The sequence below is a fragment of the Lacrimispora amygdalina genome, assembly GCF_003432035.1.
GTDB lineage: Bacteria > Bacillota > Clostridia > Lachnospirales > Lachnospiraceae > Lacrimispora > Lacrimispora amygdalina.
Genome location: NZ_QOHO01000105.1, coordinates 1 through 13,873, shown reverse-complemented (window position 1 = coordinate 13,873; position 13,873 = coordinate 1). Strand labels below are relative to the sequence as shown.

The following is a 13,873-nucleotide window of genomic DNA, read 5'->3' as shown; positions in this document are numbered from 1 at the left end:
GACCTGTTGGGCCAGTATCGCCTTGCAGCCCAGTCGGGCCTGTATCACCCTGCAGACCAGTCGGGCCAGTATCACCCTGCGGGCCAGTGGGACCAGTGTCGCCTTGCAGACCAGTCGGGCCGGTATCGCCCTGCAGACCTGTTGGGCCAGTATCACCCTGCGGGCCAGTGGGACCAGTGTCGCCTTGCAGCCCAGTGGGGCCAGTGTCGCCTTGCAAACCTGTTGGGCCTGTATCACCTTGCAGACCAGTTGGACCAGTTTCCCCCTGCGGACCAGTCGAACCAGTATCGCCTTGCAGCCCAGTGGGGCCAGTATCCCCCTGCGGGCCGGTAGGACCTATACCGCCGCTCTCGTCATCCCCGATTACAGCCAGGCTGGCTTTTACCGGTACAATAGAAGAATAAAAAACCGTTGCGGCGCTGTTGTTCTTTAGCTCCACTGTAACTGGAACCGCCGAAACTTCTATAACCGCCACTCCAACGACCTCTCCGGTCTTTATGGGTGAATTGCCGATTACGGAATCTCCCTGAGATGAAACCAGAACAAAGCCGGCACCGTTTACCGAAAGTGACGATTGTGTTGCCACCCACCAATCAAACTCATATCTTCCCGGCTCAAGTAGGGTAATTACGCCAGTCGTCGCATTATAACTTATATTTTCAGATTGAAACAGGATAGAGTCGAAAATTACATTTTGGTCTGCTGCAACGCTTCCTGCCTCCAAACGTTCCACTTGCAATGATGTATTACTCATGGGCATACGCCTCCTTTATTTGATACATGTACTGGTGGGTTTGCTCATCGAAGGCATTGCAAAGCCATGTCCTTTATCACAAGCACACAAATACAGATATAATAAAATATGTCATATTCTACTGATTTGTGTATCTTTCTGGTGATCCACACGGCATTTTGCCGATGAGGACGGCATGAATATGGTTCCGCCAGATTCTATATCATCCAGAATGCAGACCGTGGATGCCAGAAATACCAGAGCCGCCTAATCCTTCCTATCCACTCGGAACGCAGCTGTGTTCTCCCAAGCCTTCGCGGGGCTATCACGATTCAGTATAGTACAGGGACTTGCCTTTGTAGCATTGTTTTTTTCGTGTTTTGTAAAGTTCTTTTCAAGGAAAATACCTTCGTGGAATCATGGAGAATCCCCCAAAAGGTTGTCAAAAGTTGACCTTCATCGGGCTTAAATGACAGACAAAAATTTGATAAAATTAAGATGAACCACTTAAACATATAGGTAAACCGGCCGGATGTACAAGGGTATGCCAACATCCAAGCCGGTTTCCATTATTTTATCGCCCCAATCGATGAAGGAGGTGTTGCTTTATTATGGCGAAAAGAAACAGATGGACGGAGCATTTCGATACCCGGGACCCGGAGCATCCTATTCTGACAATCGTTGTTTTGGGATTAATTATAGTGGCCCTTATTGTGATCGGTTTCATGCTGCCCGACAACGGACCGGAAAAGCTTAGAAAGGAACTGACGAAAGCGGGGTATGAGGTGGCAAATATTGAATTTACCCTGATTGAAAAAAGAGAGCTATGGTCTGGCCGCGGGAATATCTATCAGTCTTCCAAGCCCATCGAATATGCGGACGGGGTTTTTGTCACGCAATGGGAGCTGAAATCCTACACCTTTGGCTCGTTCAGGACTTATTGGACAGTGGCGCCGTACCCGTTTGTTGAAAGCGAGTCCCCTGTGGACTTGCTGCTGACAATCGCACAAAAAGACTTTGAACTTCTGGCAAGACAAGCAGGCGCTCAGAGTGTTGAGGAATACGCCAGGCAGATTCTTATTGACAGAATACAGGAATCCGGCAACGAAGGGGAATAAAGCGATACCGGCTGGCATCTGACTGGTCGGTGTGGTACATAAGAAGGAGATGATCACTATCCCTAAAATCTATACATCCGAGAATGTTATTACCGCGGCAATGAAGCGGATCAACATCATATTTGCGAAGTTTCCTCATCTTTATCTTTGCGTATCCGGCGGGAAAGATTCGTCGGTGATGCTCCAACTTTGTGCATACATAGCACGAAAAAAGAACCGGAAATTTAGTGTTCTGTATATCGATCTCGAAAGTCAGTACCGTGCGACCATTGAACATATTGAGGAGCTGCGCCGGCTTACAGAGGATGTGGTAGACCAATTCTATTGGTGCTGCCTGCCTTTATCGCTTCGAAACGCAGTATCGGTAATCCAGCCGAAATGGATCTGCTGGGACCAAAATGAACGTAACAAATGGGTGCGGGATATGCCCGCTCACGAATGCGTCATTCACGAAAACAACCTGCCGGAAGGCTGGGACTGGTTTTATAAAGGGATGGAATTTGAAGAATTTACACCACTGTTCAGCCAGTGGTTTCAACAGCAGGCAGGTACGCCTATAGGGGTTGGCATAGCGATTCGAAGCGATGAAAGCCTCAACCGTTTCAATACCATTATCAATAAAAATAAAATGCGGTACGACCATTACGGCTGGACGACAAAGCTGCGCACCTCCGATGCTGATTGTGAGGTCTATCACTTTTACCCAATTTATGATTGGAGGACAGAGGACATCTGGGGTGCAGTCAGCCAGCTGGATCTTGCCTTTAATGAAATTTACGAGCTCATGTATAAAAATGGGCTTTCCATCCACCAGCAGCGGCTCTGCCAGCCCTACGGCGACGACCAGCGAAATGGGCTGGATCAGTTCAGGGCGCTGGAACCAGAAACATGGGAGAAAGTGGTGAACCGGGTGCATGGTGTGAATTTTGGCAATATCTACGCCAGATCTTCCTTGCTGGGCAACATGAAGTCCGAAAAGCCCTCCGGAATGACCTGGCAGCAGTATGCGGTATTCCTGTTGGAATCTCTGGGGCTGTACGCGCCGGAGCTGAGAGATCATTATTACCGTAAGATTAAAACATACCTTGATTGGTGGGAGGAGCATGGCATTTTTCTGGATATCATCCCGGACGAGGCTGACCGGAAAATGGAAGCGCAAAAAAAGGTTCCTTCATGGCGGCGGGTGGCACGAGCCATCGAAAAGAACGATTTTTGGATGCGGCGGCTCAGCTTTGCCCCCACAAAGCTGGATGCACAACGATTGATAGAGCTCCGAGAAAAGTATCTTCATCTCATTCATTTGGAAGATGTAGAGGACAAGCATATGAGGGAGGTGATTGTGGCGGATGATAACAGGAAAGATACAGTGCTTTGAGGGGCAATATGACAAGGAGCTTTTTTACTCCAAAATGGGGCGTTTTTTTGCGGAAGAACAGTATCTGCGCCGGATGCCCTACCTGCGCAACGAGTCCGACAGGATATGGTTCGTGATTGAGAGAGACGGGAAAGTTATCGCGTTTTCCTCCCTGCGGATCATGGACGAATATGTCCTGTTCACAACGGAATATGTTGAGGAAGGACACCGCAGGCAGGGATTGTTCAAAGCGTTGACGGATATCCGGTTCAAGTATTGCAGCGGACTGGACATGCCCATCCGAACCGCAACAAACGTCGACTTTATCCGGGACTACTACATACGGCGGGGATTTGACGTATACAGGGCAACGAAACACTATTGGTTTTTATGCAGCGAAGGTCAGGAGGTTGCCAGTGGAATCGGCAAATATGAAAAAGTACAAAACATGTAACACGGAAATTGACGAACATATTGAAAGGCTCCGGGAGCTTCTTGTGCCGATGGAACTGGAAGAAAAAGTACATACGCTGAATAAAATCCGCCGAGCGCTGGGCGAGTGCTCACCGTTTAACGATCCGGTAGACGTTGTGGAGTGGATTCCGGCCGACCGGGTATACGCCAACGATTACAATCCGAATATAGTCGCACCCGATGAGATGGCGCTGCTGTATACATCGATCCGCGTTGATGATTTCACCCAGCCAATCGTCTCCTACCGTATTGATGATGCCCACTATGAGATCACGGATGGTTTTCATCGCAACAAGGCCGGTCGGTATCCCGATATTGCGGCAAAGCACCACGGATATCTGCCTCTGACGACCATCGACAAACCCCTTGATGAGCGCATGGGCTCCACCATACGCCATAATAGGGCAAGGGGTACCCACCAGATCCGGTCGATGAGCGAGATTGTTGTTAGCCTGACTCAGATGGGATGGTCGGAAATGAAAATCAGCGAGAGCTTAGGCATGGAGTTGGACGAGATCATTCGTCTGAAACAGATCAGCGGGCTGAAAGAAGCGTTTCAAAACCACGAATTTTCTAAATCCTGGACGGAGTTTGAAAAGAAATATTACAAATGACAGATTATTAATATCAAATCTAACATAACCAACGGGAAACGTACGGGGACGGGGAAGCTTCAAGCTCCTCCGTCCCCAATATTAAGAGTCCACACGTTTCTTTGGCATGATGCGATCACAGCCTATGCAGCTTTCCGGATGGTCTTCTCCTGTATATGGTCTAATATGCGCCGCACATCGGTATGCCATGCCGGAGTTGTTGCGCGGTCCAGAATTTTTCTCTGTAAGGTTGCAAAATTGTTGTTGTAGTAGGCAATATATCCGTATTTGTCGTAATGGGCAATATCGAAATTCAGGTGAAGAAACTGATAAAATGTATTGCTCATTTTCTCAAGTTTCCCGCTTTTTTTGAGCCGCTCATACTGCTTTATGATTTCCACATATGGATATACGGTATTCCCATCGACCAGAATACTGGCTTTCATCTTATGGAGATCTATTGCATCCTGCAGTTTAAGTCGGAGTTCACCTTCGTTTGGCAGCCAGTGTCCAACAAATTCACCTTCCAGGCCATCCAGTGTATCAAGAACGGCCTCCGCTTCGGCAATCTCTTTTGCATTGCCATATAAGGCAATTATCTTGTTCCTTGCGTATTCTTTCCTCATGATCTTATCCTCCATAATCATTGATGATTTCCTGTCTGCATATAAAAAGGAAGGGCTAACCCTTCCTTCACAAATGATTATTTTTCCGACGACTGGGATGATTGCTCATCATTCGCGGAACCTGAAGCTTGCTCCTTTTTTCTCTGGGCATACTGACGCCGGTACTCTTTTGCCTTATCCTGATTGTCCTTACGCCACTGACGTGATACCTCTTTGTAATGTTCGGCATTGGTCTGGTAGGACTGCTTTTGTCTTTTCCACTTACCATAAAAATAGCGGTAAGTGTCCAAAAACTCTTCATAGACATCGTGCTCATCAGGAGGCAGATATTTCGCCAGCGCGAGCAAAGCTTTTTCAAGTGTCTTTATATGCTTATCCTGCATCAGGCACACCTCCCGTCCCAATCATCTTTTTAATCCATTTCATCCTCATTCTTCTTTCATTCAGGGTGATAGCGGTGGCCAGTACTTGTCACAGCTATCCATAGATCCCATCTGCAAAAGCTCTGTTCTGTCACCGTTAAACTCCGGCGTACAGTAGATTTGCTGCGTCTGGGGGTCAATCAATGCAATTCTTCGTCTGGTCATACTTTTTACCTCGATTTCATGATTTCTTATCGTTCATTTCTATAATGACTGCACCAGGAAATTGCTCTTTCAGACTCTTGGCAGGCTCTGGAGGGCAATCTATCGACTGCTCATATATCGTTGTGCCCTCCGGATCATAACGGTATAGCACATCCCGGTTAAATCGGTAAATTGGATAGGAAACAAATCCGCTTTGGACGGATTCGCCTGTAGGTACCGCAAGGCCGTACTCTATGACGGCCTTTAGGATATCTTCACTATGCAAAAAGTTTTCATTAAATGCCGCCATGAACGACGGAAGAGAACTGATATTAACTGTTACATCGAAGTCCATCTGGCCTCTGTAATCGAACCAGACAGATAAATTTCCATTCGCCTGATACCGATTCACAAGTGGGCGGACTTTGTATTTTTTGCCATTATAAAATAGATCAATCGTCTTTCTCATGTTGATCTCCTTTCGAGAGTTTAGTTTGCAAATTTGCAGTCATCAGGAAAGCAGAGTTCGTAGCCTTCCAAGTCAGATGGATTGAAGTACACAACCTCAGGGACTTCAACCTCACCCATTTGCATGGGGACGAGAAGAGGCTGAAGTCCCTGGACAACCCAAGCCTGGTCCGGAACCTTATCTAAAAATGTAGATAATGCAGAGAGCACAAATTCACCGTTGGCCGTCCAAATCTCCAGACTGGCGAGCAGCCCCTGGATCATAATCCATGCGCAAATGTTTTTTGTATTGTTTTCAATACAGGTGGTAATGTCCTTTTGAAGATTCATGGCGACCAAATAGGGCGGTTCGCCCTCCTTGTAAAAATAAGTGGGGAAATCATAATGTCTCATGGTTTTATCTCCTTTTCGTTTTCTATAGGTATTTCCTTGATCCTGTCAGGCCGTTTCCGGCAGTGGCAGGTTTGCGATATTTTTTGTTTGCCTCATCGAATCTGTACGATGATATTGGCTCTGTGTTCCTGTGGTATAACCATCTGCTGAATTGAGTATTTGGCAGTATTAGTCCGCACTTTTTACCCCTTCACTGTATAGAAACTCTAGGGCAAATTCCCTGGCGGTCGTGTGGGTGTCAAATGTGACCTCAAACTTGCCATTTTTATAGTATTTGAAGCCAAGAACCTTTGAACTGCCGGCTTCATGCGAATCAAAAATTCCGTCCGATTCGTACTTGCTGTAACCGGTGAAGCGGTACCATCCTGAATATATTTCATTCTGGCATTTGTCACTGTTAAAATAGGAGAGGGCACGGAGAATGGCCAGATACCCCTCACCGTTAAGCTCAACCTCGTATGAATTGCGAAAATCTTTCCTCGGATAAAGAATATCAAATGCAATCTTTTTGTTTTTGATCTCGTAATTCACCTTTTTGTGGTACGTGCACGTTGCCTTTTGGCTGGCCTCTTTAATTTCCTGTTCAACCCGCTCGGCAAAGGTGCTGCCGTTAAGCTCCAGAAAAATATGATCCAGCAAAAGATTGTAATCAAGCTCCGCGTTGATAACGGCGTCCAGATAAGCATTATAGGCGTCTTCGTAGGCTTGTGACTGCAGACGCAATTTTTCCTTGTATTCATCGCTCAGGTCACGAAAGCCATAAAAAGAGTGTTCGGGTCGCTCCGGCTTCTTAATACCCAAAAGCAGCTCATATTCGGGCTCATCGATGGAAACATTGTATTTCCGCTTAAAATAGCCAAGGATGATGGAAATAAATCTATTATGGATGCTCCCAATATGCTGCAGGGCGAAATCCTCTTTTTGAAGCTCTACATACGAGCAGCTGTAGTGATGATAGGTGGAGCCATGGCTGTCATACGCATTGTCCTCATCGATGGATTGCATAAATTCCTGGCAGTCATCTTTTAACTGCTGTAACACATCAAATGAGTAAAAATGCTGCCCCAAAACCTTTCTGTACAGCACCTGCTGCGTGGTACAAAAAGCCAGTTCTTCCGGGGAGATGCGGCTCACATTGGAGATTTCAACCTCCTCGAATTTTTCTAAAATAGCCAGTGTATCCATTCTCACGTTCCTTTCAGGGAAACAAGAGGAAGGGGGGAGCCCTTCCTCTTGTTTCTAAGTACGATTGATAAACTTTCTACCGGCTTCCATGACAATTTTTCATGGTACGCAGGAGAGTCATCAATCTATTTCAGTAAAGTCACTGCAGGCCAGATCATATCCGCTCACGTAATAATCATTATAAAGCCTGCATCCATACAAGTTAAAGTAAGCGCACTCATCACAGGTATGTTCCTCTGCCGCGCCTCTTGCAGCGTGGGATGTGAAATATCCATGCCCGAAATTAAAGCGGTTGAAAGAGATGAAATCATTCAGATCCCCGACTGCACTTTTATACTTTTCCACCAGCTCCGGGCGGTCTAATACATCGGCAATATGCTGAATCTGCGCATTGCTTTCGACGGCCTGCTTGCAATAGTTCGTCCTCAAAAAGGCTATGGGGTCTTTATGCCCCAGCTTGCCTAAAACGATGGACGCGATATAGCCGGTCCTGCCATGTCCGCCCATACAGAACAGGCCAACCTTCTTGTTGTGGCTTAACCTGTCAAGGATTTTTGAGATGAGTGCATCTAACACATCATCCGGTAAAGTCCCGTAATCATGTATTGGGTAGTACAGAATCTCACCGCGGAATCCCTTATCCCATATTTTCGGGTTCAGATCATTTAAGGGAACCAGCGTGTCTACTTGAATGGGCGCCTCAGCCATAGCGAAGGATTCCGCTTCACTGCCACAAAACAGGTTTTTTGATACTTCCACCGGCCCGATATGGCACGGTGTTTTTGTTCTTCTGGTTACAATCTTTTTTTTACTCATAGCATTTCCTCTCTTAAGCGGCTTGCTTATGTTCGCGGATGTGTTCACAGTTGCTTTCACCGCTACTATCAGGGCTGCTTTCAGGGCTGGTATCACGGCTATATTCGCGCCTGTATTCACGGTCTCTGTCACTGCAAAAATACTGCAGTGTTATGATGTTGCTTTCAGAATGCTCCAATCGCTTATCCCCCCATACAATAGGGTGGTAAGCAAATAGGAGCGTTTCGGCCACGTCACGAGCAGAGAGGTTGGAATCGGCGGCTGCCTTTACATCAATGATGTTCAGGTTATTTGCCCTCCAGAGGAGCCGATTAAGATGATATCCTTGTTTGGTGCCGAGCAAGGCTTGAGGCTCACACACCCGTTTAAAATTCAGAAAATCAATATATTCCGGTAAGTACTGCAGGTTAAAGATTCCTGCACGTTTATCAAAATAGATGCTGCAGTTGTGAGACAGGTCAACGCAGTGGTCAATAAACACACAATCGCTTACCTTACCCTTCATGAGCCCAGCTTTTGCGATTTGTTTCCATTTTTCGCCGCCGAAAGAGGAATTCCATTTCACGCGCTCTGTATCAAACAGCCGGAGGCCCGCTTTTAAAATATCATCTTTGTTGTATACGGCGCAGTCACGATAGACTTCATCTCTTGGCAGGTCTGCCGAGTAGTAGTCCTTTAAATACTGGGAAGCTTTCGACCTGCAATGACGCAGTTCCGCTGCGACAACGGAAACCGTATAATCATAGATAGCAGATGCGAATTTCAAGATATATTCGTCACGGAAATCATGAAAGTCACGATACCACCGGCTATGACTATATCTCATGGGTTCAAAATTACTGCCCGGGTTTGTAGACAGCAGGGCAAATATTGCCTCAATGGCATAGAATTCTTGCACTAAATAATAGATGTTTAATAATTCCATCTCAATCCCTCCTTAAATCTATGAACGGGTTTACCCGTATTACTTGCGCATGAGAATAGCGCTGTTTTCAGGCACAGACATAAACAAGAGGAAAAGTTATCCCCTTCCTCTCATTCTTTTAGCTCTAAAGGACACAGTTCAAAAGATGCATCCTGCACCTGATGCGGTCACTTGAGCCGTCAATATGACCTCAGTGCCGCTTGGAATTTGCATTCTTGCAACGTAATCAACGAGTGATTGTGTAAAATCACATACGATTCTTCGCCCGGCTGCATCATCGGTAACATAAATTGTTTTATCCCATACAGGCGGTTTTTGAATTGATTGACCAGGAGCGTAATACTGTACATTGAAGTATATCCGCTTGCCGTCTATCCACTGGAATGCCCTTATTTTATATGAGCCCATCCATTTGTCAATGTTCATGGCAAACACCTTTCCTCCAACTCAAAAGTTTTCATCACATTCTGGGCACACATAGTCGTATTGCGGCAAATCACTTTTATACAAATAACAGCCGCAGTCTTGATGTCTGCAGGTCTCTGGCGTTCTCAGCGTGTTTATCACCACTTCAAACGGCGCGAGGATACTGTCCATATCATCCAGGACTTCATTGCCATCGTTCAGAAATTGAGACAGCACAGCAACATAATCCGTAATTTTAACAACATCGGCTATGCTCAGGTCCGCCATGGCTTCTCTGTGTGCTGCATAGTTTTCTGTACAAGGCCCAACCTGTCCGTTATGCAACTGAACCCAGTAGCCATGGTTTTCATCCCAAAGGGTATCGATTTGGTCATCATTTAAAATGATGTACTCCCTTTCGCATACCTGCACCCTATCGGCAGGATCTACCGTTTCGATATCCGTCAATGCACCGGTTTTTAGATTGAGCTTTGCGCTCGTTGTGATTTCAACACCGCCGTCCCAGAGGGAAACATATGGCACCTTAATGATTAATCCATTCATTTGTTTGTCACCTCCTTTCACTCACACCATACCAAGCCACAGCAGGGACATGTTATCTGCACGTCTCGCATTGTGTCAACGCACCTGTCTCCATACTGTAAATATGGCAGTCTCATTAAAAATGCAGAAAACAAAAAAAGAGGAACCGCCAGCGTCTTCAGAAATCTCTCTGAAAGAACGCTAACGGTCCCTCTTAATGGCGCCAGAAATAGATTATCAATCCGGCAATTTTTCTTTGTCACCGTCAACCTCTTTGTTTGTAGGAAGGTATGACGGTTCTTTGCTGATTCTCCGTACCCAATATTCTATATCAGATTAAACCGGATGTAACGGCTCCTTTCTGCCTTACGGCTAAGATATCTATAAAAAAAGTGCCAGTAATCAACCGGCCCCAAAGGACGCAGTTATACTACTGACACTTGAAATGCAAACTTGACAACGTGTGCAAAGCGGATTACTCCATGATACAAGCCATCTGGACTGTAGCCCGAAGGCAACGCACAAAAATCAATTACATTTTCAGTATACCTCTATATATAGTAGTTTGTCAAGATGAAAACACATCATATTGTTTTGCTGCGTGGGTTTGCAAGAATGGAATGTACTGCGCGAATACCTTTATTATTAGCGCATGCCCCGTCAGGCACACTTCTTTTATTCTCTATGATTCACTTGCTTAATGGTGATACCGATTAGCTGGTCGGCATAATCCGCAAGAAAAATCGGAATGTTGAGCAGATTATCATCTAACCGGAGATTATTTAACATAATTATAAATTAAAGTGGGAGTGACCCGATTCAATTACACGTTTTTTATATAGATAACCGATTACAAAGATATTAACTTGTATGCGGTGTTTTATTTGTGAAGATTTGCAGTAATTGTGAAAGAATAGTTTACATTTGGCTGGCAAATGTGGTCGAAAAATGCTAACACATCTCGCCGACGAGAATGGTTAGAATGTGTTAGAAAGAAGGGGGAACATAAGATTTGTAGAAGGGGTTCTTAGACCCGTTGGAAACAGTAAGAACAGAGAGTATATGTAAAATAAAAAAAATTAGCTTATCTTATAACAGCATTTTGCCTACATATAGTGTTTTAACAATTGACAAAATCTATATGTAGTGATAACATTAAGCTGTAATTGATTTTTGTGCGTGACTCCTTGGAATCTACTATTTCTTGAGATAGTATCGCGAGAATACTCGCATTGCACACGTTGTTAAGTTTGTAGCCAAATCTCAGTAGGATAATTGTGCCCATCGGGCTGCTATCTTACTGAGTTTTTTTATTTTCAGGGATTTTCCCATTGATATAGCGAGAATGACCACGGTTCACACTTTTTGCGTGAACAATAGCCGAACAATCGGCTCCGTGTGTCAGTCTCGCTTTTTTGTTGCCCTTAGAGCCATTGCGCTTAAGGATAAATGAAAGAGAAAGGCGGAACCAAAATGAGATGCAGAGGAAGACCAGTCGGCTTATCAGTCAATACCTTATCAGGAAAGCAGATGTTCATTACGATTAACGGGCCTTAAATGACTTGAGGCAAGCTGCTTAGAAAGCAGTATATCTGAGCGGACAAGAACAAAGAAAAAATAAAATGATTGGAGGATAATACGAATGAACCAAGATAATCTTTTTCGTATGCCAAAAGGCGATACAGTTGGCAGGACCCATTTCATCGCAATGGGTGGGGGCGTAGAATACTCGTCCATTTTCGATGGAAACCCGTTGACTATCGCAAGCTTTATCGGTAGCCAAGGCACAGGTACAGTGGTGACCGTTGAAAACCGGGATGAAGACGTACCTTTTCTATACATTGTTAACGGCCGTGTGAAAAAATGCACGGATAAAAGCAAGTGCCCCAAACTGAAAAAATATCTGCGCTATCTTCGCTGGGTGACTCTGAAGAAAAAGGAGATTTTGTCTCATGAAGAGGCGGAGAGCCTGCTGAGGGAGCGATTTCATGAATTAAGGCAATATGCTAGTAAGTATTGTTCAGATCCTTTGAGCTATGTATAAAATAAAAGGCGGAATCAAAAATGAGATGTGAATGTGGAAGCGAACGATTTAGTGCCCATCAGGTTTGCCATCACGATATTTTCGTAGATGGCAGCGGCCAGTATACCGGAGAGCAGGCTGTCTATTACAGCGGCAAACCATTTGGCCCATTTACCTGTATCAAATGCGGTGCTATCTATGAAGAACTGGAAACAAAAGAAACAGTGGCAAGATCAAACGAAGGTTGTTCGATTTGAGCGCCCAAAAGAGAGGATGAATTAAATGAAACAAAAGGTAGACTGGATCATCCACTGCTGTGAAAACGGAGCGTGCGATGAATGTGGCAGAGTTGAAACCAACTTTCTGCCATACACCTGTAACGCACATACACACGGCATGGAACGGTATGAACATATGGATTTTCAAATGGTACTGCATTTGGGACATCGGGAGATTATGCGTATCCTGAATACCCTTGGACTGCGGGTGCAGGCTGGAGAGCGCTTCAAAGACGGCGATATGGTGGCAGGGATTTATGAGGATTGCAACATTCGGCTGACAAAGTATATAGAAACAGGGCGCTGGGTGCTTCGGGTCATCATTCCGGATAAATATAATGTTTTCCCGGAAGATGACCACTGTATGGAAACCTATCGGTTACAGCTTCTGAAGACAGATGCGCTTTGCCCTTCAGATCGGTTTTGGGTGTAATTTGGCAGTAAAGATGAAACAATTGAACAGAATTGATCTTGCGTATAAAGTACCGGATCGATTTCCCACTTGGAGAGGCACCGTTATTGGTGCCTTTTTACTTTTAAATCAGGAGGCGTTTTAGAATGGATAATAGATTACAGAATATAGTTGAGCATTTTGATGAAATAAAAATCGGTGTGGATGAGCCCTTCCAGTTTCACTGCACTCAATGCGGTAAATGCTGCGTCAACCGGGAAGACATCCTTCTTAATCCAAAAGACCTATACAATCTGGCGAAGGAATTAAACCTGTCACCGGAAGAGGTAATCAATCGTTACGGTGAATCCTATATTGGCGACAGCTCCCGCATTCCCATTGTACGGCTCAAACCGCAGGGCAGTATCAAACGCTGCCCATTGCTCAAGGATCGTCGGTGTTCCGTTCACAAATCAAAGCCGACTGTGTGTGCCATGTTCCCGGTAGGCCGCTGCTTGAAAATTGATGGGGCCGACTGTTCCTCAGACAAAATTCAGGAATGCCAGGTGGAATATATATTGAATGACCCAGGGTGTGGGGATGGCAAGGAGACGCATACAGTCCGCAAATGGTTTGAAGCTTTTGGTATACCGTTGGAAGATGATTTCTTCAAAAGATGGCATCAGACTGTATTGGAAATTGGAACGGTCATTCGCAAGGCAGAAAAAATCTATGGAGAAAGCCTGCTGAATAAGATTTGGACTTTAATATATGTCTTGCTGTATCTTAGTTATAACACGGCAGAAGATTTCTTGCCGCAGTATATTTCAAATGCCGAAAAAGCGGTCTGGATTATCGGAATGATGCCACTGCAATAACCGGAAACCTGAATTTTAACTTGACATTTTTGATATGATTGATTGTTTCCGATTCAATGTGCTAAAAATAGACAAATAAACCTTAATTATTATACTTGAAATTA

Annotated in this window: 18 protein-coding genes and 1 pseudogene; 8 read left to right on the top strand and 11 right to left on the bottom strand. The window is 45.1% G+C overall.

Annotation, left to right across the window (positions count from 1 at the left end):
• A pseudogene (locus DS742_RS30165) lies at positions 1 to 754 on the bottom strand (hypothetical protein); the annotation flags it as partial.
• A gap of 590 nt (positions 755 to 1,344) precedes the next feature.
• Between DS742_RS30165 and DS742_RS25435 the strand changes: the two are divergent.
• From DS742_RS25435 to DS742_RS25420, 4 genes are read left to right on the top strand one after another with little or no spacing between them, the layout of a single operon-like run.
• The gene (locus DS742_RS25435; RefSeq protein WP_117419731.1) at positions 1,345 to 1,851 is read left to right on the top strand and encodes a hypothetical protein; all 507 of its coding nucleotides are present in this window, start codon (positions 1,345 to 1,347) and stop codon (positions 1,849 to 1,851) included.
• Positions 1,852 to 1,900: 49 nt separating this feature from the next.
• A complete protein-coding gene (locus DS742_RS25430; protein ID WP_242996804.1) occupies positions 1,901 to 3,226 on the top strand; it encodes a DUF3440 domain-containing protein in 1,326 nt (441 codons plus the stop codon).
• Complete coding sequence (locus DS742_RS25425; RefSeq protein ID WP_117419730.1) at positions 3,198 to 3,659, top strand: GNAT family N-acetyltransferase; 462 nt, start codon at positions 3,198 to 3,200, stop codon at positions 3,657 to 3,659. The genes DS742_RS25430 and DS742_RS25425 overlap by 29 nt, the downstream gene beginning before the upstream one ends.
• A complete protein-coding gene (locus DS742_RS25420; protein WP_242996802.1) occupies positions 3,622 to 4,293 on the top strand; it encodes an IbrB-like domain-containing protein in 672 nt (223 codons plus the stop codon). Before DS742_RS25425 ends, DS742_RS25420 begins: the two co-directional genes overlap by 38 nt.
• Positions 4,294 to 4,415: 122 nt before the next feature.
• Here DS742_RS25420 and DS742_RS25415 read toward each other — a convergent pair whose 3' ends face one another.
• From DS742_RS25415 to DS742_RS25375, 10 genes are all read right to left on the bottom strand, one after another.
• Positions 4,416 to 4,898 carry a hypothetical protein gene (locus DS742_RS25415; RefSeq protein ID WP_147325874.1) on the bottom strand — a complete coding sequence of 161 codons (483 nt, stop codon included), beginning with the start codon at positions 4,896 to 4,898 and terminating at the stop codon, positions 4,416 to 4,418.
• A gap of 77 nt (positions 4,899 to 4,975) precedes the next feature.
• On the bottom strand, positions 4,976 to 5,281 hold the full coding sequence (locus DS742_RS25410; protein ID WP_117419728.1) for a hypothetical protein: 306 nt from the start codon (positions 5,279 to 5,281) through the stop codon (positions 4,976 to 4,978).
• A 60-nt stretch (positions 5,282 to 5,341) separates the two neighbouring features.
• Positions 5,342 to 5,485 (bottom strand): hypothetical protein, encoded by a 144-nt coding sequence (locus tag DS742_RS29075; protein WP_170313592.1) that lies wholly within the window; start codon positions 5,483 to 5,485, stop codon positions 5,342 to 5,344.
• Positions 5,486 to 5,501: 16 nt separating this feature from the next.
• Positions 5,502 to 5,933: a DUF4313 domain-containing protein gene (locus DS742_RS25405; protein WP_117419727.1), complete on the bottom strand. Its 432-nt coding sequence runs from the start codon at positions 5,931 to 5,933 to the stop codon at positions 5,502 to 5,504.
• 20 nt (positions 5,934 to 5,953) lie between these two features.
• Positions 5,954 to 6,325, bottom strand: coding sequence for a hypothetical protein (locus tag DS742_RS25400; protein WP_117419726.1), 372 nt, complete (start codon positions 6,323 to 6,325; stop codon positions 5,954 to 5,956).
• A gap of 168 nt (positions 6,326 to 6,493) precedes the next feature.
• The gene (locus DS742_RS25395; RefSeq protein WP_117419725.1) at positions 6,494 to 7,510 is read right to left on the bottom strand and encodes a hypothetical protein; all 1,017 of its coding nucleotides are present in this window, start codon (positions 7,508 to 7,510) and stop codon (positions 6,494 to 6,496) included.
• A 120-nt stretch (positions 7,511 to 7,630) separates the two neighbouring features.
• Positions 7,631 to 8,326 (bottom strand): protein-tyrosine phosphatase family protein, encoded by a 696-nt coding sequence (locus DS742_RS25390; RefSeq protein WP_117419724.1) that lies wholly within the window; start codon positions 8,324 to 8,326, stop codon positions 7,631 to 7,633.
• Positions 8,327 to 8,339: 13 nt separating this feature from the next.
• Positions 8,340 to 9,251, bottom strand: a complete 912-nt coding sequence (locus tag DS742_RS25385; RefSeq protein ID WP_117419723.1) for a hypothetical protein — start codon at positions 9,249 to 9,251, stop codon at positions 8,340 to 8,342.
• A 138-nt stretch (positions 9,252 to 9,389) separates the two neighbouring features.
• Positions 9,390 to 9,677 carry a hypothetical protein gene (locus DS742_RS25380; RefSeq protein WP_117419722.1) on the bottom strand — a complete coding sequence of 96 codons (288 nt, stop codon included), beginning with the start codon at positions 9,675 to 9,677 and terminating at the stop codon, positions 9,390 to 9,392.
• A 21-nt stretch (positions 9,678 to 9,698) separates the two neighbouring features.
• The gene (locus DS742_RS25375) at positions 9,699 to 10,220 is read right to left on the bottom strand and encodes a hypothetical protein (protein WP_117419721.1); all 522 of its coding nucleotides are present in this window, start codon (positions 10,218 to 10,220) and stop codon (positions 9,699 to 9,701) included.
• A gap of 1,621 nt (positions 10,221 to 11,841) precedes the next feature.
• Between DS742_RS25375 and DS742_RS25370 the strand changes: the two genes are divergently transcribed.
• From DS742_RS25370 to DS742_RS25355, 4 genes are all read left to right on the top strand, one after another.
• Entirely contained in the window at positions 11,842 to 12,243 is a 402-nt protein-coding gene (locus tag DS742_RS25370) for a hypothetical protein (protein ID WP_117419720.1), read from the top strand.
• Positions 12,244 to 12,263: 20 nt separating this feature from the next.
• The gene (locus DS742_RS25365; RefSeq protein WP_117419719.1) at positions 12,264 to 12,479 is read left to right on the top strand and encodes a hypothetical protein; all 216 of its coding nucleotides are present in this window, start codon (positions 12,264 to 12,266) and stop codon (positions 12,477 to 12,479) included.
• Between the two features lie 25 nt (positions 12,480 to 12,504).
• Positions 12,505 to 12,933, top strand: coding sequence for a hypothetical protein (locus DS742_RS25360; RefSeq protein WP_117419718.1), 429 nt, complete (start codon positions 12,505 to 12,507; stop codon positions 12,931 to 12,933).
• A 125-nt stretch (positions 12,934 to 13,058) separates the two neighbouring features.
• Entirely contained in the window at positions 13,059 to 13,769 is a 711-nt protein-coding gene (locus DS742_RS25355; protein WP_117419717.1) for a YkgJ family cysteine cluster protein, read from the top strand.
• Positions 13,770 to 13,873: the final 104 nt, after the last annotated feature.

What these genes read in the sequence shown, in the direction of transcription:
- DS742_RS25355 (WP_117419717.1), top strand. Translation starts at nt 13,059, where the DNA reads ATGGATAATAGATTACAGAATATAGTTGAGCATTTTGATGAAATAAAA.
- DS742_RS25380 (WP_117419722.1), bottom strand. Translation starts at nt 9,677, where the DNA reads ATGAACATTGACAAATGGATGGGCTCATATAAAATAAGGGCATTCCAG.
- DS742_RS29075 (WP_170313592.1), bottom strand. Translation starts at nt 5,485, where the DNA reads ATGACCAGACGAAGAATTGCATTGATTGACCCCCAGACGCAGCAAATC.
- DS742_RS25400 (WP_117419726.1), bottom strand. Translation starts at nt 6,325, where the DNA reads ATGAGACATTATGATTTCCCCACTTATTTTTACAAGGAGGGCGAACCG.
- DS742_RS25405 (WP_117419727.1), bottom strand. Translation starts at nt 5,933, where the DNA reads ATGAGAAAGACGATTGATCTATTTTATAATGGCAAAAAATACAAAGTC.
- DS742_RS25390 (WP_117419724.1), bottom strand. Translation starts at nt 8,326, where the DNA reads ATGAGTAAAAAAAAGATTGTAACCAGAAGAACAAAAACACCGTGCCAT.
- DS742_RS25415 (WP_147325874.1), bottom strand. Translation starts at nt 4,898, where the DNA reads ATGAGGAAAGAATACGCAAGGAACAAGATAATTGCCTTATATGGCAAT.
- DS742_RS25410 (WP_117419728.1), bottom strand. Translation starts at nt 5,281, where the DNA reads ATGCAGGATAAGCATATAAAGACACTTGAAAAAGCTTTGCTCGCGCTG.
- DS742_RS25375 (WP_117419721.1), bottom strand. Translation starts at nt 10,220, where the DNA reads ATGAATGGATTAATCATTAAGGTGCCATATGTTTCCCTCTGGGACGGC.
- DS742_RS25435 (WP_117419731.1), top strand. Translation starts at nt 1,345, where the DNA reads ATGGCGAAAAGAAACAGATGGACGGAGCATTTCGATACCCGGGACCCG.
- DS742_RS25370 (WP_117419720.1), top strand. Translation starts at nt 11,842, where the DNA reads ATGAACCAAGATAATCTTTTTCGTATGCCAAAAGGCGATACAGTTGGC.
- DS742_RS25365 (WP_117419719.1), top strand. Translation starts at nt 12,264, where the DNA reads ATGAGATGTGAATGTGGAAGCGAACGATTTAGTGCCCATCAGGTTTGC.
- DS742_RS25430 (WP_242996804.1), top strand. Translation starts at nt 1,901, where the DNA reads ATGATCACTATCCCTAAAATCTATACATCCGAGAATGTTATTACCGCG.
- DS742_RS25425 (WP_117419730.1), top strand. Translation starts at nt 3,198, where the DNA reads ATGATAACAGGAAAGATACAGTGCTTTGAGGGGCAATATGACAAGGAG.
- DS742_RS25385 (WP_117419723.1), bottom strand. Translation starts at nt 9,251, where the DNA reads ATGGAATTATTAAACATCTATTATTTAGTGCAAGAATTCTATGCCATT.
- DS742_RS25360 (WP_117419718.1), top strand. Translation starts at nt 12,505, where the DNA reads ATGAAACAAAAGGTAGACTGGATCATCCACTGCTGTGAAAACGGAGCG.
- DS742_RS25395 (WP_117419725.1), bottom strand. Translation starts at nt 7,510, where the DNA reads ATGGATACACTGGCTATTTTAGAAAAATTCGAGGAGGTTGAAATCTCC.